This window comes from Bacillus pfraonensis (genome assembly GCF_050768835.1).
GTDB lineage: Bacteria > Bacillota > Bacilli > Bacillales > Bacillaceae_G > Bacillus_A > Bacillus_A pfraonensis.
The window spans coordinates 113,952-132,032 of sequence record NZ_JAHCDO010000004.1 but is presented as its reverse complement, the minus strand read 5'-3'; the positions used below and the strand labels follow the sequence as shown (position 1 = coordinate 132,032).

General features: G+C 34.2%; 16 protein-coding genes and 1 other annotated feature. Of the genes, 15 read left to right on the top strand and 1 reads right to left on the bottom strand.

Annotation, left to right across the window (positions count from 1 at the left end; translation table 11 throughout):
• Window positions 1–86 precede the first annotated feature (86 nt).
• From tenA to KFD70_RS05265, 12 genes are all read left to right on the top strand, one after another.
• Entirely contained in the window at window positions 87–764 is a 678-nt protein-coding gene (gene tenA, locus KFD70_RS05320; RefSeq protein WP_336451140.1) for a thiaminase II, read from the top strand.
• A gap of 323 nt (window positions 765–1,087) precedes the next feature.
• On the top strand, window positions 1,088–2,620 hold the full coding sequence (locus tag KFD70_RS05315; RefSeq protein ID WP_336451139.1) for an alpha/beta hydrolase: 1,533 nt from the start codon (window positions 1,088–1,090) through the stop codon (window positions 2,618–2,620).
• 107 nt (window positions 2,621–2,727) lie between these two features.
• The gene (locus KFD70_RS05310) at window positions 2,728–3,648 is read left to right on the top strand and encodes a macrolide 2'-phosphotransferase (protein ID WP_336451138.1); all 921 of its coding nucleotides are present in this window, start codon (window positions 2,728–2,730) and stop codon (window positions 3,646–3,648) included.
• A gap of 303 nt (window positions 3,649–3,951) precedes the next feature.
• On the top strand, window positions 3,952–4,719 hold the full coding sequence (locus KFD70_RS05305) for a DUF3959 family protein (RefSeq protein ID WP_336451137.1): 768 nt from the start codon (window positions 3,952–3,954) through the stop codon (window positions 4,717–4,719).
• A 221-nt stretch (window positions 4,720–4,940) separates the two neighbouring features.
• Window positions 4,941–5,205: a binding site (T-box leader), on the top strand.
• 82 nt (window positions 5,206–5,287) lie between these two features.
• Entirely contained in the window at window positions 5,288–6,478 is a 1,191-nt protein-coding gene (gene trpB, locus KFD70_RS05300) for a tryptophan synthase subunit beta (protein ID WP_336451136.1), read from the top strand.
• Between the two features lie 299 nt (window positions 6,479–6,777).
• Window positions 6,778–7,194, top strand: a complete 417-nt coding sequence (locus KFD70_RS05295) for a DUF3995 domain-containing protein (protein WP_336451135.1) — start codon at window positions 6,778–6,780, stop codon at window positions 7,192–7,194.
• 73 nt (window positions 7,195–7,267) lie between these two features.
• Window positions 7,268–8,287, top strand: coding sequence for a DUF1835 domain-containing protein (locus KFD70_RS05290; RefSeq protein ID WP_336451134.1), 1,020 nt, complete (start codon window positions 7,268–7,270; stop codon window positions 8,285–8,287).
• Window positions 8,288–8,517: 230 nt separating this feature from the next.
• Window positions 8,518–8,934 (top strand): hypothetical protein, encoded by a 417-nt coding sequence (locus KFD70_RS05285; RefSeq protein WP_336451133.1) that lies wholly within the window; start codon window positions 8,518–8,520, stop codon window positions 8,932–8,934.
• Between the two features lie 176 nt (window positions 8,935–9,110).
• Window positions 9,111–10,346 carry a cytochrome P450 family protein gene (locus tag KFD70_RS05280; protein WP_336451132.1) on the top strand — a complete coding sequence of 412 codons (1,236 nt, stop codon included), beginning with the start codon at window positions 9,111–9,113 and terminating at the stop codon, window positions 10,344–10,346.
• 275 nt (window positions 10,347–10,621) lie between these two features.
• Window positions 10,622–11,893: an MFS transporter gene (locus KFD70_RS05275; RefSeq protein ID WP_336451131.1), complete on the top strand. Its 1,272-nt coding sequence runs from the start codon at window positions 10,622–10,624 to the stop codon at window positions 11,891–11,893.
• Window positions 11,883–12,533, top strand: a complete 651-nt coding sequence (locus tag KFD70_RS05270) for a Vat family streptogramin A O-acetyltransferase (RefSeq protein WP_336451130.1) — start codon at window positions 11,883–11,885, stop codon at window positions 12,531–12,533. Before KFD70_RS05275 ends, KFD70_RS05270 begins: the two co-directional genes overlap by 11 nt.
• 72 nt (window positions 12,534–12,605) lie before the next feature.
• Window positions 12,606–12,761 carry a DUF1540 domain-containing protein gene (locus KFD70_RS05265; RefSeq protein ID WP_174099877.1) on the top strand — a complete coding sequence of 52 codons (156 nt, stop codon included), beginning with the start codon at window positions 12,606–12,608 and terminating at the stop codon, window positions 12,759–12,761.
• A 99-nt stretch (window positions 12,762–12,860) separates the two neighbouring features.
• Here KFD70_RS05265 and KFD70_RS05260 read toward each other — a convergent pair whose 3' ends face one another.
• Window positions 12,861–13,358, bottom strand: a complete 498-nt coding sequence (locus KFD70_RS05260) for a PadR family transcriptional regulator (protein WP_336451129.1) — start codon at window positions 13,356–13,358, stop codon at window positions 12,861–12,863.
• A gap of 140 nt (window positions 13,359–13,498) precedes the next feature.
• On the opposite strand from KFD70_RS05260, the gene KFD70_RS05255 reads away from it, so the two are divergent.
• From KFD70_RS05255 to KFD70_RS05245, 3 genes are all read left to right on the top strand, one after another.
• Entirely contained in the window at window positions 13,499–14,710 is a 1,212-nt protein-coding gene (locus tag KFD70_RS05255) for a cytochrome P450 (RefSeq protein WP_336451128.1), read from the top strand.
• A 329-nt stretch (window positions 14,711–15,039) separates the two neighbouring features.
• Entirely contained in the window at window positions 15,040–15,900 is an 861-nt protein-coding gene (locus tag KFD70_RS05250; RefSeq protein WP_336451127.1) for a Cof-type HAD-IIB family hydrolase, read from the top strand.
• A gap of 328 nt (window positions 15,901–16,228) precedes the next feature.
• The gene (locus KFD70_RS05245) at window positions 16,229–18,010 is read left to right on the top strand and encodes an ATP-binding protein (RefSeq protein ID WP_431612977.1); all 1,782 of its coding nucleotides are present in this window, start codon (window positions 16,229–16,231) and stop codon (window positions 18,008–18,010) included.
• Window positions 18,011–18,081 lie beyond the last annotated feature (71 nt).

The window sequence follows — 18,081 nt, the reverse complement described above, 5'->3', positions numbered from 1 at the left end:
TCTCAGTAATCTAGTAGCTAACGAGCAATTCGTTAAGAAACTTGTTTCATTTTTTTATTATTAAAACGTTTATTGGAGGGTCTATCATGTTATTTTCACAGTTATTACGTAAAGAAGTTAATCCGATTTGGGAAGCAAGTTTTAATCATCCATTTGTGACAAAACTAGGGAACGGAACATTAGATTTAGCTAGTTTTCGCTATTACGTTCTGCAAGATTCATATTATTTAAGTCATTTTGCAAGAGTCCAATCGTTAGGAGCAGCAAAAGCGATTGAATTAGAAACGACAGCTCGTATGGCGCACCATGCACAAAATACATACCAAGCTGAATTATCGCTGCATGAGAATTTTGCGAAAAAATTAGGAATTACGGAAAAAGAAAAAGAATCGTTCATTCCTGCACCGACGGCTTATGCGTATACATCACATATGTATCGCGCTGCATACGAGGGACATATTGGGGATGTTATCGCAGCGATTTTGCCGTGCTATTGGCTTTATTATGAAATTGGTGAGCGACTTAAGGAATGTAAACCGGAAGAACCCATTTACCAAGAGTGGATTTCTGCATATGGTTCTGACTGGTTCCGTACTTTAGTAGAAGAGCAAATTGCCAGATTAGATGCCATTGCAGAAACAGTAACAGAAACTGATCGTAAGCGCATGAAACAGCATTTTGTCATTAGTAGTCAATATGAATATTCATTTTGGGAGATGGCTTACACATTAGAAAAATGGCCAGTAGAAGATATAAGTTTATAAGAAACAAATATGTCTCTTATCACGCGTGTAAAAAGTATAGAAAATGACTAACTTAGTTTAGTCATTTTTTTGTACGAAAATAATATTTCTATTTCTCTGTTTTTAGAAGAATCAACTTCACTAATTAGATGCTTATATATTATTAAAAAATTACATAATAAAAAGGAGGAAGAAGGTAGTTTTTATTGAAGTTTGTTTATAATATCACATTCTTTGTTAGAGGGCGTAAAGAAATTTATTAATCTCTTTGATGTTTTTTATTTTCCTTACAATGCTTGGAATGTTGTATTAAAAGAATTTAACTTTGAAAGGAGTCAATAAATATGAAAACGAGAAAACGAATAACGAATAAGATTTTACTCGTTAGTACAATTTGTGCAATAAGCATTCCCTCAGTTTCATACGCAGCAGAATCCATTCAACCTAAAAATTTTGCAATTTCTCCAAGTCTGTATGAGAGGGGAAATACAGATGCATTGAAAATAAGTTTTTATCCTTATACATATAATAATCCATTCAACCATCAATTTACCTCAACATCCAAAGAAACAAACACAAATATAAAAGAAATAAACAATGCTGATGATGAAAATCCTGTTATATCTACTACTCTTACATTTATCCGTTATATGCATACTGAAAATTATAAATCTGCATTTGATTTAACTTCTCGACCTTTACAGAAGATAATATCTGAAAAGTGGCTGGAGAGTTATTGGAAGGAACTTCCCCTGCAGTTACAAGCAGGTTCTTTTATTGGAATTGGAGAGGTAAAGCAAAAAGAGACGAATTCCGTTCATACAAACATTGAAATTGGATTAGTATTTGAAAAATTCACTGTACCTTTCATGTTTAGATTAGATCCATCTGGAAAAATAGACGATTTCCAGCTTAGTATGTCATCCGACTCTGTTGCACAGCGCCCGGCATATAGTAATCCTGATTCGTTTACTGAAGAAGAAGTAGTAGTCGGAAGTGGCGCGTTCCCATTACCAGGAACACTGTCTGTTCCAAAGGGAGAGGGGCCTTTCCCAGCGGTTATTCTTGTGCAAGGATCTGGAGCAAGCGATCGAGATGAAACTGCGTTTGCTTTAAAACCGTTTCGCGATTTAGCTGAAGGTCTTGCTTCGAAAGGAATTGCTGTTCTTCGCTATAATAAACGAACATATGAACATGGATTGAAAACACAATTTAGTCCGTTTTATACAGTTGATAAAGAAACAACAGATGATGCACTTTTTGCGACTCGTTTTCTTCAAAATAATCCTATGATAGACAAGAATCAAATTTATGTTCTCGGCCATAGTCAAGGCGGAATGATGGTTCCGAAAATGATCGAAAAAGACCAAAATCAAAATATTGCTGGGGCAATTGTGATGGGAGGACCAGCTCGTACATTCCAGGATGTTGTTTTAGATCAATTTGATTACTTGTATTCTCTCGGCAGAATGACAGCTGAGGAATATAAATTTTATAAAGCGCAATATGAATTATTAAATGACCCTAATTTTTCTGGAAAAAACCCTCCAAAAGATTTTTATTTAGGAGCGCCTGTATTTTGGGATTCTATCCGTAAAATTAAGGCGGCAGAAATGTCTAAAGAACAAAAGACACCGCTTCTTATTATTCAAGGAGAAAGAGACTATCAAGTTCAATCAAAAATCGAAATTCCTCTTTGGAAAGAACAATTAAAAGAGCGAGATAATGTAGATTATCGACTTTATCCAAAGTTAAATCACTTCTTTACAGAAGGAGATGGGGAATTAAGTAAACCGGATGAATATTATAGTCCAGCCAATATTCCTGAGTATGTTATAAATGATATTGCTACGTGGGTGCAAGGAAGAGCGAAATAAAAATAAGGACAGTATATTTATAAGAGCTCATTTCGTTTACAAAAAACACGGGCACCCAGTCTGTGTTTTTTGTAATTATATGAAAAATTGCAGAGGAGTGTCTATCTATGACAAATACAAATGAACAGAAAAGTATAGAAGCAATGTTAAAGATTGCAGAAAAGAATGGTTTACAATTAAATAAAGAAAGCGCTGAATTAAATGAATCAGGAATGGACTTTCAAGTTGTATTTGCTACTGATGAAAAGGGTGTTTCATGGGTTCTCCGGAAACCAAGAAGACCAGATGTAATTGAAAGAGGGGCATTAGAAGGGAAAATACTTGAGCTTGTTCAAAAATATGTACCTGTTGCAGTACCAAATTGGAAAATCAACACACCAGAATTAATTGCTTATCCATTAGTAAAGGGTAACCCTGCAGCAGTGATTGATTTAGAAATACAAAATTATGTGTGGCATATTCAAAATGATCCACCATCTATGACATTTATCCGATCTTTAGCAGAGTCACTTGTCGCCTTGCATTCGATTGATTATAATGAGGCTACTAAAAAGGGAATTGAAGTTCTTCAACCTGCTGAAGCAAAGCAATTGTTAATAGATAGAATGCATCAAATAAAATCAAAACTTGGTGTTTCAGATGAACTATGGGAGCGTTGGCAAACATGGCTTGCAGATGAATCGTATTGGCCAAAGCACTCTTCATTTGTTCATGGTGACTTACATCCGCCGCATATTTTAGTTGATAAAAATGACAAAGTAACAGGACTTTTGGATTGGACAGAAGCGAAAGTGACAGATCCAGCTACTGATTTCACTCTTTATCTTACAATCTTTGGACAGGAGAATTTGAAAGTACTATTAAACGAATATGAAAAAGCAGGAGGGAAAGTTTGGCCGAGAATGCTTGAACATATTATTGAACTTGGCGCTGCTTATCCAGTTATGATTGGATTATTTGCACTACAGACAAAGGAAGAAGCACATATGGAAATGGCACGTGGAGCTTTAGGGATAGGTGAAAAATAGTAAATTATATTGTGTGAAGTAGCTGCGTTGTGAGGGAAAGTATAATCATATTAAATATACAGCAAGATAATTTCAAAATCCCGCTAATTTACAAATAGCGGGATTTGTCATTTCTTTATACAAATCTAGATCTCTATTGTCAATTATAGCTTTGTTTTTTTGTTTACTTTTGGGTACTAGTAGGATTAAGATGATTTTTAGGAATGTTATTTATAATTTGGTGGAAGTGAGGAATATGCTAAAAACAACAAAATTTGCTTTGTTATATAGAAGAAAGGTAGAAAACTGAAAGGGATGAGAGTTATGAAGAAACTTGATGTGCTTTTAATGGTACTCAGCTTCCTATTTCCAATTGCAGGTATTATGAAACAAATTTCTCTTGAATTGTCATTGTATTTAGGAGGACTGTTGTTTTTCACAAGTTTTGGAAGCTACTATGCGAAACGAATGTATTCACGAATATGTAGTTGGCTTGCTTACACTATATTTATTACGTTTTTGCTGGCGATTTGGAATCAATACGCAACAGCTAGTTCGTTACTAGCAAATGCTAAAATCGCTGCATGTATTGCCGTTATTCCACTTATACTCCGATTCCGTACATATGCAATTACTTTAGGGTTACTTGCATTATGGGGTGGTTTATTATGGGATATGAAACAAGCCCAATCATTAGCTGTTCTCGGACGTATTATGAACTTATTGACTACAGAACGTTTGTATCTATTACTGCTGGTAGCAGGCTTTTTATTTGGTGGGTTTCTTGCAAATGCACTACATCGTGGGAATAGTAATGAAAAACAAGAAAAAACAAATCTATTTAAACAAAAGAAGAAATCATTCAAGCCTAAGTTTAAAATTCGTATTCCGAGCCTGCCAAGATTAAAAATTAAGATGTTTAAAGTCGGTAGAAAATCTTCTAAAGCAAAAGAAACACGCACGTATGAACCAAACCGTGAAGAAAGAGTACCGACGTATCATACAGCGCAAACAGAGCATCAACATCATGAAATGGAAACAACACAAGGCCAAACAAGGATGGAACGAAGAAGAAATCGTTATAATGTGTAGAGGATATTCCTAAACAAAGATTTAAAAACACAATGCCCTTTTGTACGATGAAAGGGTATTGTGTTTTTTACTATTGTTGAATAAATATATTAATTATTTAAAATTACTATGAAATATAAGATGAACAAATCGATTAACTAATCACAAAAGAATGAATTTTCTTTCTATTGTTATTGACAAAATAAAAATAGTTCGATAATATCATAATTAAATTTAAATAATAAAAATCGTTGACTAAGAAGAGTACGTGTAATTGATGCGTTACAGAGAGCTGGAGATGGTGCAATCCAGTACGATAGATTATACTGAATGGACTTAGGAGAGGTACGCTGAAACGTTAGGAGTATGCGACCCGGGTTCCGCCGTTACAAGGATGAGGATATCGAATTTGTTTTTCTGTATCCAAAAACGAGAGGGTTCTTAGTCTATGTGACAAAGAATCAAAAGAGGTGGCACCACGGTATAATCGGATATATCGCCCTCTACATGCTTTAATGCATGTAGGGGGCTTTTTGCGTTCACACGCTTTTTCTTATACAACAATTAAAAACCAAAGGGAGGAATTAACATGAATTTATTACAAGCGGAAAATGGATATTTTGGCGAATTTGGGGGTAGTTTTGTGCCAGAACAACTCCAAGAGGCTTTACTTCACTTGGAGAGCGCGTTTCATCAATATAAAGATGACCCAGAGTTTATAAATGAATATGAATACTATCTTAAAGAATATGTAGGGCGTCCAAATCCATTGTATTATGCCAATCGTTTGAGTGAAGAAATCGGTGGTGCAAAAATCTATCTTAAAAGAGAAGACCTTAATCATACAGGAGCCCATAAAATTAACAATGTATTAGGACAAATTTTGCTCGCAAAGAGAATGGGAGCAAAACGTATCATTGCAGAAACTGGGGCAGGACAGCACGGAGTGGCTACAGCTACTGCTTGTGCTATGTTTGGAATAGATTGTACGATTTATATGGGAGGAATGGATACAGAACGTCAACAATTAAATGTATTTCGTATGGAATTATTAGGGGCGAAAGTAATTGCTGTTCAAGAAGGAGGACGTACTCTTAAGGAGGCGGTAGATGCAGCACTTGAAGATTACGCTCAAAACTATGAAAATACATTTTATTTATTAGGTTCTGCACTGGGACCACATCCATATCCAACAATCGTTCGTCATTTCCAAGCTGTAATTGGAAGGGAAGCAAGAGCACAACACATTGAAAAAGAACAGCGTCTACCTGACTATTTGGTTGCTTGTGTAGGTGGAGGAAGTAATGCGATTGGGTTATTTGCTCCATTTTATCATGATAAAGAAGTAAAAATGGTAGGTGTTGAACCAGGTGGTAAAGGGATTGAAACAGGGTTGCATGCAGCACCTCTTACAGCAGGAGGACCTGGTATCATCCATGGATTTAAGTGTTATATGATGAAAGATGAAAATGGAGAAATTGCAGAGGCGCACTCCATTGCGGCAGGACTGGATTACCAAGGTGTTGGACCAGAGCATAGTTATTATAAAGAAACTGGACGTGCAGAATATGTAGCGATTAATGATCATGAAGCATTAGAAGCATTTCATAAATTGTCTCGTGTGGAAGGGATTATTCCTGCATTGGAAAGTTCTCATGCAGTGGCCTATGCTATGAAATTAGCAGCAACTTTACGAAATGATCAAAGTATTATTGTTAATTTATCTGGGCGCGGCGATAAAGACGTACAGCAAGTATTTGAAATGAATAACCAGAAATAAACGTATGTAAAAGAATTGGAAAAGCGATTTTTCGTTCAGTTTTGAATAGAAAATCGCTTTTCTCTATGTTTTTCACCGGAATCACATCCTTTTTCAATTAGAGCAATCCGCCCATTAATTACAAGTAAACTTAATGCCTTTATATTCTATTGTTTTTATACGGTTTCGGAATATAAAAAATGAAAATTAAATAATATTACAAATGACGATATTGTGAACAATTTAGAAATAGATTGTTCATTGTTGTTTTGTTGAATATTCTTAACTTTAAAAGAAGCACATTGACGGAGGGATTAATATTGCTTATTATCATCACTATATCAGCATGTCTCTTAGTAAGTATTAGTTTATTGCATGTTTACTGGGCATTTGGTGGAAAACGAGGAATAAAGGCAGCGATTCCAACTGAGTCAGGAGAAAAAGCTTTTTCTCCTGGAACGGGTATGACATTATTAGTTGCACTATTACTATGTGTAGCGGCGTTACTTTTGTTATTACAGGCAAATGTTATTTCCTCTTTTATTCCACATATCATTGTTCAAATCGGCTCTTGGATTTGTATGATTGTGTTTGGATTAAGAGTGGTTGGAGAATTCAACTACTTTGGTATTTTTAAAAGAAAAAAAGATACATATTTTGCTAAAATGGATACAATGTTGTTTGTCCCGCTATGTGTTTTTTTATCATTTTCATTTTTCTTGGCAATTATTAGATGAAAAGAATAGCATGTGTCTCATTATATGTTACGCTATAAACTACATTATTTTAGAAATGAATAGAGGGAAATATATGATAGATAATTTAAGTAAAGTAATCGATAATATGCCAGAAGATGAAGCAAAATCATTACTCCGCCTCATCTTAATTCAACTTGATTTAATGGAAACAGAGCCAAGTGAAGATAGAATGGCAATTTTAACAGAAATCCCAAAACAACTCATTGAATCACAAAAACCTAGGTTACATATCAAAGAGAGTAAACATGTACATATAGCATTTGGTGACTCACCAGCTGGGTGTATTAAGTACATGCTGAAACAAGCTAATTTAACAGAAGACTATGTTATTCTCTTCTCAGATGCATTTTCTATCGGTCCAATTCATCAATTGGAGTTAGAAGCTGGACAAGTAGCTCGTCAGCAATGGCTATCTAGAAATTTAAACTCTTATGATCTTTATTTTGAAGAAGAATATTTATCAACATTTAGACAATCGATGGAGGAATTACAGTCTATTCCTCAAGATATACCAATCACAATTTGGAAAGCTAATAATGCACATGAACATGTGGGGCTTTGTTTTGTACTTGCACATTTACAAGATCGAGACAATATTCGTGTAATTAACACATCTGAAACATATAGAGAACTGTTCCCAGAAGGTTATGATATACGCGCGACAGGGGAGTTATCTCCAGAGAAACTAGCAGATATTTATGAAAAGTACGGTAAAGATACATTACTGACTAATGAGGCACGGAAAACTCTTGAGCGAGAATGGGAATTACTCTCTGAGACTACGGATTTATTACGAATTTGGAATGAAAACCAAGTCCAATCTGTACAAGAAGATTATTTCGATTCTTTCATCATTGAATGTGCAAAGAATTTGGAGAAAGAAAGAATAGAAGGAGACTTTTATAAGGCTCCAAGACTAATTGGTGAAGTTCTTGGGAATTTGGAACAGTCAGTTGGAGATGTTTTTCTTGAATATCGCTTGCGTACGTTAATTGGGCAAGGTGTATTTAAAATGGAAGGTACTTTGAAAGCGATGCGCTATTATAGCGTCAAGCTGAAGAGGAACCATTAAGAAAGGATTGCTTTGCAGTGTCCATTATAAAAAGCCCAATCTCTCAGCATTAAAGTTGAGAAATTGGGCTTTTTGTTCAGAGAAAGAAATGAGACCCCTTTTATTGTTTTACAGTAATTTCAATACAGAATCCCTCAACTTCTATTTTGGGCTATATAAATAAGCTTCATATAAAAGCGATACAACATATGAATGGATAGAGTAATAAATCATAAGAGGTGATTTTTTCTATGTATAATCAACCAACGTATTTTCCGTATGCAGATTATAATCAAACAGCATATTATAACCCACAAATTCCTAGCTATGAAGCATCTGATGAAATGAGAGATGTCGAACTTGAAGAATATCGACCAGATGATGCTGAGGATGCTCCAACGGGACCCCCTCCATCACAAGCGCCTGCCGTACCATCAACATTCGCATCTCCTGTACAAAGCGGTAATATAAAATCATGGATGTGCAATTGTTTAGGGAGATGGGGATACTTACGTTTACATCGCCCAGGTCCGTTTGGAAGAGATTTATGGTTTTTTCCAACGGAAGTAAGACGGAATGGAGTTTCGGGCTATACATGGCAAGGTGGCCGTCGCCGTAAAGTTAGTTATCGATACCAGCAAATTAGTAATTTTATGTGCTTTTCTTAGTGAAAAAACAAGCAATAAGAAGAACTCATCTTCTTATCGCTTGTTTTTTGAAAAGAATTATTTTTCAATATATAAAGTAAGCTTATAACGAAAAATTAACAAAATTCCCTCTTTTTATAAGTTATAATTCATATGTTGGAGTGAGTTTCACAAATAGAAGAGAGCGAGGGAGTACGATGTCTTTCAAAAACATGGTGGGCTACAAAATAGAAAATGGTATTTATTTAGCTTCTGCAGAGTTTAAAGAAGATGCTTATGAGATTTATAAGGAATCACGTAAATCACAACCTATTTTGTTCGTAAATCAGAGTGAACTTGGGACAGAATGGCTCATTACAAGATATGAAGATGCATTAGCGTTTTTAAAAGATTCTCGTTTAAAGAAAAACCCTGAAAATGTATTTGAAAAAGTAGAGGTTAATCCATTTCTTTCTGTAGACAATGGAGATTATTTAACGACTCATATGTTAAATTCGGATCCGCCTGATCATAATCGATTACGCTCATTAGTTCAGAAAGCATTTACTCCTAAGATGATTTCACAATTAGATGAACGTATTCAGCATATTGCGGATACTTTATTAGATCATGCCGAACAGAAACGCTCTTTAAACCTTGTTAATGACTATGCATTTCCATTGCCAATCAATGTAATCAGTGAAATGCTAGGGATTCCAAAAGAGGATCAAGAAAAATTTAGATTGTGGTCTCATGCGGTAATTGATTCACCCGAAACCCCTGAAGAAATAAAGGAAACTGAAATGAAACTAGCAGAATTCATTACATATCTCCAATACTTGGTTGATATAAAGCGGAAAAATCCAAAAGAAGATTTGGTTAGTGCATTAATCCAAGCTGAAAGTGAAGGTAGTAAGTTAAGTGCCCGAGAACTTTATTCAATGATTATGTTACTAATTGTAGCTGGGCATGAAACGACTGTGAATCTAATTACCAATACAGTTTTGGCTTTACTGGAGAATCCAAGTCAACTACAGTTATTAGAAGAACAACCAGAGCTTATTGATTCGGCGATTGAAGAAGGATTACGTTATTATTCCCCTGTTGAAGTTACGACAGCACGCTGGGCAGCTGAACCTTTTATGATACATGGTCAAGAAATTCAAAAAGGGGATATGGTGACTATTTCATTAGCTTCAGCGAATCGCGATGAGAATGTTTTTATAAATCCAGAGGTTTTTGATATTACAAGGAAAAATAACAGGCACATTGCTTTTGGACTGGGGAGTCATTTTTGTTTAGGAGCACCACTTGCCCGGCTAGAAGCAAAAATTGCAATTTCCACATTGCTAACCCATATGCCGAACATACAAATAAAAGGTGAGCGTGAAAAAGTGAAGTGGCAAGGTAATTATTTAATGCGTTCTTTAGAGGAATTACCATTGTCTTTCTAGAATAAATAAATTGAGACACGCATACATGTTTGGTGGTTTACATAGAGTATGTATGTGTGATTTTAAATTGAAACGGAAGGGTGAAGACATCCCAATGATCAACTAATTCTATTTTTTAAGAAATCTTCGTTATAGAACGAAATATTCTTCTGAATAGGATTAGTATGTACATTTTTATATGTAAAAGGGATGTATTTTCGCACTGCGAATAGACCTGTCTTTTATGATATGATTGTGCTGCCTCCTATTTAGAATGCGGAATAGGGGGCTTTTTTATGTCAATGAATGTAGAAGTGAAACAAAAGAGTAATATGTCTGTAGTATTAAAAAATCGATTTGTGCAAGCAATTATTGCTTCGGCATTATTTCTCCAGGTAGGGATTTGGATCCGAAACTTTGCGGTACTGCTTTTTGTAATGGAAATGACAAATGGCGATGCGTTTGCCATTTCTATGATTTCAGTTGCGGAATTTGCCCCAATTTTTATTTTTTCATTTATAGGAGGCACATTCGCGGATAGGTGGAAACCAAAAAGAACGATGATTTGGTGCGAAACTTTAAGTTCATTATCTGTATTTGCAGTACTTTTCGCACTTATGTTTGGTACATGGAAAGTTGTGTTTTTTGTTACGCTTATCTCTGCAATTCTTTCGCAGTTTTCACAGCCTTCAGGTATGAAATTATTTAAACAACATCTATCTACAGAAGAAGTACAATTGGCGATGTCTTTATATCAAACCATTTTTGCAATTTTTATGGTATTAGGTCCTATACTTGGAACATTTATATTTCAAGCCTTCGGAATTTACACTTCTATTATTGTGACAGGTATTGCTTTTTTACTTGCGGCGTTAGTTTTGTTATTTCTGCCAAAAGATGCTGAAGAACAGGAAGAAAAGAAAAAAGTGAGCATACTGCAAGAAATGGTGGATGGAATTAAATATGTAAAAGCAAAGAAAGCATTAACATTACTTGGTATTTGTTTTATGGCAGCAGGATTAGGAATTGGTCTCATTCAGCCACTAGGTATTTTTATCGTGACAGAGCAATTAGGTCTATCAAAAGAAAGCTTACAATGGCTATTAACTGTAAATGGTGCTGGGATGATTATTGGTGGAGCTTTAGCAATGGTATTTGCGAAAAATATCGCTCCGCAAAAGATGTTAATTTTAGGGATGGTTGCACAGGCAATTGGTATTGGTATCATTGGATTTTCGACAAATTTATGGATCACACTTATCGCTCAGTTTTTCAGTGGTCTCGCTCTTCCTTGTATCCAAATCGGGATAAACACACTCATTATTCAAAATTCGGATACAGACTTTATTGGACGCGTAAATGGGATTTTGAGCCCTTTATTTACGGGTTCGATGGTATTAACGATGAGTATTGCCGGTTCATTAAAAGAAGTATTTTCACTTAGTACAATGTATGAAGGAACAGCATTATTATTTATTATTGGTTCCTTATTTATTTTGCCAATATACAATTTGAAACCAATAGTAGAAACTTCAAATGAAGGTGGTGCTGTCCAGCATGAATCCTAATCCGAATGTGAAGTATCCTATCGAAGGAAACAAGAGTGTTCATTTTATTAAAAATACAATAACCAAACCAAATATTATTGTTGGAGATTATTCTTATTATGATTCGAAAAATGAAGAAACATTCGAAGATCAAGTGCTATACCACTATGAATTTTTTGGAGATCGATTGGTTATGGGAAAATTCTGTTGCATAGCACCTGGAGTTACATTTATTATGAATGGCGCAAACCATAGAATGGATGGGTTTTCAGCTTATCCATTTAATATTTTCGGTCATGGCTGGGAGAAATTCACACCTACGCTTTCTGATTTACCGTTTAAAGGAGATACGGTAATCGGAAATGATGTATGGATTGGAATGGATGCGACGATTATGCCTGGAGTTAAGATAGGGGACGGAGCAATTATTGCTGCTAAAGCTGTTATAACAAAAGACGTTCCACCATATACAATTGCTGGTGGTAATCCTGCTATTGAGATAAAAAAGCGATTTTCAAATGATGTAATAAGTGAATTGTTAGAGATGAAGTGGTGGGACTTGGACATTCAGACTATTTCTAACAATATTCATGTGATTGTAAGTGGAGATATAGGAGCTTTAAGAAAGATTGCCCTAAGCAAAAAAGTACGTCAAAAGTAAAAAACGGATCACCAAATGGTATCATACCTCACAAATTTGTTAATGATAAAAGAATAAGGAGGTGTGATACTTATGGCACAAGATGTTTTATGTGAAGTAAACAACTGTAAATATTGGGGTAACGGAAACAAATGTAATGCAGATGCAATTTATGTAGTGAGTCATAAAGGTAACAAAGCATCGAAAACGGAAGAAACTGATTGCAAAACATTCATTCCGGAAGCTTAAACGAGAAAGGGTAACCGCATCTGGTTGCCCTTTTATTAATTATAGTATTGATAATAAATCTCATTTTCATTCATAGTTTTTTTCTTTTTTTGTTATTTTTTATATTTTTTTCATAAGAGATGTAATCCAAGCTAACTCATGTTCAATACATGATTTTCTATGCTTTACGACCTCAGAAATAAAAAGTGATGTTTCAGCTAAAGATTGAATAGAGGTTAATTGTGTATGTAACACATTTTGACGAGTCGTTAAAACCTCTTTACGAGCTTCGTAATCCAGTTTCTCAAATAGTGCAACACGTACAAGAAATTCAGCCTCATTAGCAGCTAGTTTCTCTGGAAACTCTCGCATCATTTCGTAAAAGATTTCTTCACCTGTAGGAGTTAATTTGTAAATGTTACGGTTTGGTTTGCCTATTTGTTGATGAATCTCTTTTGTAATTGCTCCCATATCTTCAAAACGACGAAGAGCAGGGTAGAGCATGTTATGATTCAATTCAAAATTTTCTCCAAGACGATTTTGAATATTTTTCTTTATTTCATAACCATACTTTGGTCCAGAAGTTAATTCTGCGAGTAGCAAAATATCAACATACATATGTATCCTCCTAATTTTTTCTCAAGTTTATATCCATAAATATTTCTTTAACATATGTTAAAATAACATATGTTAGCCTATACACCTTTGCACTGACTACCTATTATTTTTTATTTTAAAAGAAAAGGGAGGAAAGTACTATGAATTCGCCTGAAAATGTGATTTTGGTTCATGAAATTTCAAAGCTCAAAACAAAAGAAGAGCTATGGAATCCTTATGAGTGGTATAAACATATGAGGGAAAATCATCCAGTCTACTATGATCCAGAGCAAGATGTATGGAACGTCTTTTTATATGATGATGTGAATCGTGTTTTATCTGATTATCGCTTATTTTCAAGTAGAAGAGATCGTCGTCAATTTTCTGTCCCACCTTTAGAAACAAGAGTGAATTTAAATTCTTCTGATCCTCCAGAGCATCGAAATGTCCGCTCAATTGTTTCAAAAGCATTTACCCCAAGAAGTCTTCAGCATTGGAAACCACGAATACAAGCAATTGCAAATGAACTGGTGCAAGATATGAATAATTATAATGAAATTGATATTGTAGAGCAGTTTGCTGCACCTCTACCTGTAACCGTTATTTCTGATTTATTAGGTGTTCCAACAACAGACAGGAAAAAAATTAAGATGTGGTCAGATATTTTGTTCATGCCATATAGCAAAGAACAATTTAGCGATTTAGATACACAGAAAGAAGTTGCTTTACATGATTTTAAAGCCTATCTTTTGCCGATTGTTCAGGAAAAAAGATACCATTTGAAAGAAGATATTATTTCAGACTTAATCAGAGCAGAGTATGAGGGAGAAAGGTTGACTGACGATGAAATTGTTACATTTGCATTAGGACTTTTAGCCGCAGGGAATGAAACGACTACAAACCTCATTATTAATAGCTTTTATTGCTTTTTAGTAGATGCACCCCATGTATACAATGAGTTAAGTAACAATTTAGGGCTGATTCCTCAAGCGATAGAAGAGGTACTACGCTATCGTTTCCCTGTCACGTTAGCTCGTACTATAACGGAAGATACAACAATATTTGGACCAAAAATGAAAAAAGGACAAATGATTGTTACATGGATCAGTGCTGCCAATTTAGATGAAAATAAATTCCTGCAAGCAGATCGCTTTGATTTACACCGACCTGGAAATGAAAAACATTTAACGTTTGGGAAAGGGCCACACTTTTGTTTAGGTGCGCCACTTGCTCGTTTAGAAGCTGAAATTGCATTAACTACGTTTATTAGCAATTTTAAAAGACTGGTGCTTTCTCCATCCTTTCATCTAGAAAACTGTATATTAGAGAATGAACAAACGTTAAAACAACTGCCTATTCTTTTAATGAAATAAGCATATTTAAAAGCAAGTGAAAATTCCTGTTTAAGTAGGGATTTTTACTTGCTTTTTATATTTATCTTACTGTTCTCTATAAACTTTTTAAACGACTTAAAAAATATTCCTTGACCTGAAACGCTTTTCATAAATTATAACTAAGTTGTGCTTGGCAAAGTAAATATGGAAACGATACCTAGTTTGTATATTTATTCCGCTATTTACGAACAGAAAATCTTCCACCTTAAATTATAGTGAAAGCAAGTGGAGGAATCAACTGTCTGTAAAATCACAATAAGTAAAACTTTATCCGAGTATGTTTATTTATAGAAAGTGGTGACGAAACAATGAAACTAATCGCAATTGACTTAGATGGAACTCTTCTTTCAGGAAATAAAATAATTAGTAAAGAAAATGCAGAAGCAATTCGGAAATGTCAGGAGCAGGGACATGTAGTGGTGATTTGTACAGGACGTTCTATCGTAGATATTGAACATTTGCTACTAGAAGCTAATTTACAATGTCCTATTATCGCAGAAAACGGTGCTCTTATTTATACAGATCAACAAATGATGAAGCGATACCCAATTCAAAATACAAAGGCACTCGAAATTGTCGAGTATCTTGAACAAAATCGTATGTATTATCAACTGTATACAGACAGGGGAGTATACGTTCCGGCATACGGTGAAGAAAGTGTGAATCATGAAATAGAATGGATAAAAAGGTCAAATAAAGATATTGATCAAGAAGAGCTTGAAACTATTGCAGCGTTGTACCTTGAGCATACAGCGTTTCATATAATAGAAAGTTGTAAATCAATATTAGAAGGAGAGATTTATGTGCATAAACTTTTACCATTTTCCTATGATATTGAGAAATTAACAAAGTTAAAAATGCACTTTCAACATCATACTGAGCTAGCAATTACTGCTTCATATTGGCATAATGTAGAGATTAATCATTGTGACGCTCAAAAGGGTAATGGTTTATATACCTTAGCGGAATATCTTAATATTCCAGTAGAAAATACTGTTGCAATAGGTGATGGTCTAAATGATATTTCTATGATGAAAAAGGCAAATATATCTATCGCAATGGGAAATGCAGTAGACGAAATGAAGCAGATTTGTGATTATGAAACACTGACGAATGAAGAACATGGAGTGGCACATGCTCTTTATCAATATGTCATGGTCAAAAAATAAAAAAGAATCCTTGTTGGATTCTTTTTTATTTTTATTAGGGGTAAGGTATTCTATGAGATTCATAGAAGCCTTATTACTTTTTATTTTATAGAATATATTGGAAAAAATGTATATGTTTTTCAATATATTTATGAATATTTTGTGAATATTTAAATTTCAATACATTGATATAAAGAGAATTATAGAACGTTGGGAATGTTTTTTATTGAAAAATAAAATTTATTTGAATAATTATGCTCTTGCTATATACCTACGAGAACATTATTCGTATAATGAAGAAGCGTGAATAAAAAATGGTATTAATTTTACATATAGAGGTGGAAAGAGAATGAATGCTCGGCTATTGGAACTCATTGACGTGAACACAATAGAAACCATGGCAGAACAATTTTATAAATTAACAAACATTTCACATCAACTTCTTGATCAAAATATGGAATGTATTTTTTCATTTGGTATGAATCGAGAAGAACATATAGAACTTATAAAGATTGAAATTCCGTTTTTTTTACATGAGCAACATCTTGGGTCATTTGTTGCTTGTTCAATAAAAAAAGATATCCGTACTTGTCAAAAATACTTCGAAATGCTTTCAAATCTCATTGTAGATAATGCAATGAATAAACTTCAAAATCAAACAAAAAACATACATTTACTTTCTAAAAAAGAAGAACAGTTACATACAATCTTGCAAAATATGCCCATTATGGTTGATGCTCTTGATAAAGATGGGAATTTTATATTATGGAACCGAGAATGTGAGCTTGTAACAGGTTATGCTGCAGAAGAAATCATTGAAAATCCAAAAGCACTTGAATTGCTATATCCTGATGAAAGTTATCGCAGACACATTCAAAAGAAATTTTCGATGCGTGGAAAAAGTTTTCGAGATTGGGAAATGAATTTAACATGCAAAAATGGAGAAATAAAGACAATCATGTGGTCAAACATCTCAGAACATTTTCCAGTACCTGGTTATAGTTACTGGGCAGTTGGAGTTGATATTACGCATCGAAAAGGAATTGAAGAACAATTAAAGCAACAAACATCTGAGCTAGAGCTTATTTTTAAAGCATTACCTGATTTGTGTTTTTTAACCGAAGCTGATGGAACAATTATAGATTATAAAGCTGGTTCACCAGCTAAGTTTTACGTACCTGCAGAATCGTTTATGGGGAAAAAGTTTTATGAAGTCTTACCATCACCTGTAGCACAGCAATTTCGAGGAGCGATTCACCAAGTAAGGCAAAAAGAATCTACAGTTATTGTTGAATATCCGTTAACGCTTAAAGGAAGTATTAGTTTCTTTGAAGCTAGGTGTTTACCACTTTTACAAGATAAGATTATGATAATTGTTCGAGATATTACTGAGCGGAAAAAGACTGAAGAGTTATTGAATAAATCAGATACACTTGCAGCAATTGGACAGTTAGCTGCTGGGGTAGCTCATGAAGTTCGAAATCCACTGACAGTGATTAAAGGATTTATTCAACTATTTCAAATTAATCAAGAAGATCAGGATAAATACTTCGATCTTATGCTGTCAGAAATTGAGCGAATTGAATCTATCCTTCATGAGTTTTTATCAATCGCAAAGACTGATGTCATTCCAACTGAAAAGAAAAATATTTGTTTGATATTAAGAAATGTCGTTTCATTAATTAATACAAAGGCAATCATGACAAATATTCAAATTAATCTCCATATAGAATCAAAAGAATTAATAATTGATTGCTGTGAAAATCAATTAAAACAAGTTTTTATTAATATTTTACAAAACTCAATTGAAGCAATGCCAGATGGAGGGCAAATCTCTATTTCTGTGAAAAAATTAGAACGTGAAGAGGTTATTATTAATATAGTTGATGAGGGCGTAGGAATTCCTGAAGAAAGAATAAAAAGGCTTGGTGAACCTTTTTATAGTACAAAGGAAAAAGGAACTGGCATTGGACTCATGCTCAGTTATAAAATCATTGAAAGTCATCAAGGAAGAATTAGTATCATGAGTGAGGTAGGAGTAGGAACATCCGTTACTATTTATTTACCTATGTTTCAAAGTGAGCAGGGTACTTCTCATTCAGCTATGCCATCTATAACAGGGTCTTGGTAATAGAGATTAATTTCCATTTCATATAGAGTAGCAGCAAAGAAAAGAAGCTATCTTATTATCTTGTAAGATAG

Bases quoted from the DNA above. Each gene is read 5' to 3' on its own strand.
- KFD70_RS05285 (WP_336451133.1), top strand. From the start codon at position 8,518: ATGTATAATCAACCAACGTATTTTCCGTATGCAGATTATAATCAAACA.
- KFD70_RS05250 (WP_336451127.1), top strand. From the start codon at position 15,040: ATGAAACTAATCGCAATTGACTTAGATGGAACTCTTCTTTCAGGAAAT.
- KFD70_RS05315 (WP_336451139.1), top strand. From the start codon at position 1,088: ATGAAAACGAGAAAACGAATAACGAATAAGATTTTACTCGTTAGTACA.
- KFD70_RS05290 (WP_336451134.1), top strand. From the start codon at position 7,268: ATGATAGATAATTTAAGTAAAGTAATCGATAATATGCCAGAAGATGAA.
- KFD70_RS05270 (WP_336451130.1), top strand. From the start codon at position 11,883: ATGAATCCTAATCCGAATGTGAAGTATCCTATCGAAGGAAACAAGAGT.
- KFD70_RS05260 (WP_336451129.1), bottom strand. From the start codon at position 13,358: ATGTATGTTGATATTTTGCTACTCGCAGAATTAACTTCTGGACCAAAG.
- trpB (WP_336451136.1), top strand. From the start codon at position 5,288: ATGAATTTATTACAAGCGGAAAATGGATATTTTGGCGAATTTGGGGGT.
- KFD70_RS05245 (WP_431612977.1), top strand. From the start codon at position 16,229: ATGAATGCTCGGCTATTGGAACTCATTGACGTGAACACAATAGAAACC.
- KFD70_RS05275 (WP_336451131.1), top strand. From the start codon at position 10,622: ATGTCAATGAATGTAGAAGTGAAACAAAAGAGTAATATGTCTGTAGTA.
- KFD70_RS05255 (WP_336451128.1), top strand. From the start codon at position 13,499: ATGAATTCGCCTGAAAATGTGATTTTGGTTCATGAAATTTCAAAGCTC.
- KFD70_RS05280 (WP_336451132.1), top strand. From the start codon at position 9,111: ATGTCTTTCAAAAACATGGTGGGCTACAAAATAGAAAATGGTATTTAT.
- KFD70_RS05305 (WP_336451137.1), top strand. From the start codon at position 3,952: ATGAAGAAACTTGATGTGCTTTTAATGGTACTCAGCTTCCTATTTCCA.
- tenA (WP_336451140.1), top strand. From the start codon at position 87: ATGTTATTTTCACAGTTATTACGTAAAGAAGTTAATCCGATTTGGGAA.
- KFD70_RS05265 (WP_174099877.1), top strand. From the start codon at position 12,606: ATGGCACAAGATGTTTTATGTGAAGTAAACAACTGTAAATATTGGGGT.
- KFD70_RS05310 (WP_336451138.1), top strand. From the start codon at position 2,728: ATGACAAATACAAATGAACAGAAAAGTATAGAAGCAATGTTAAAGATT.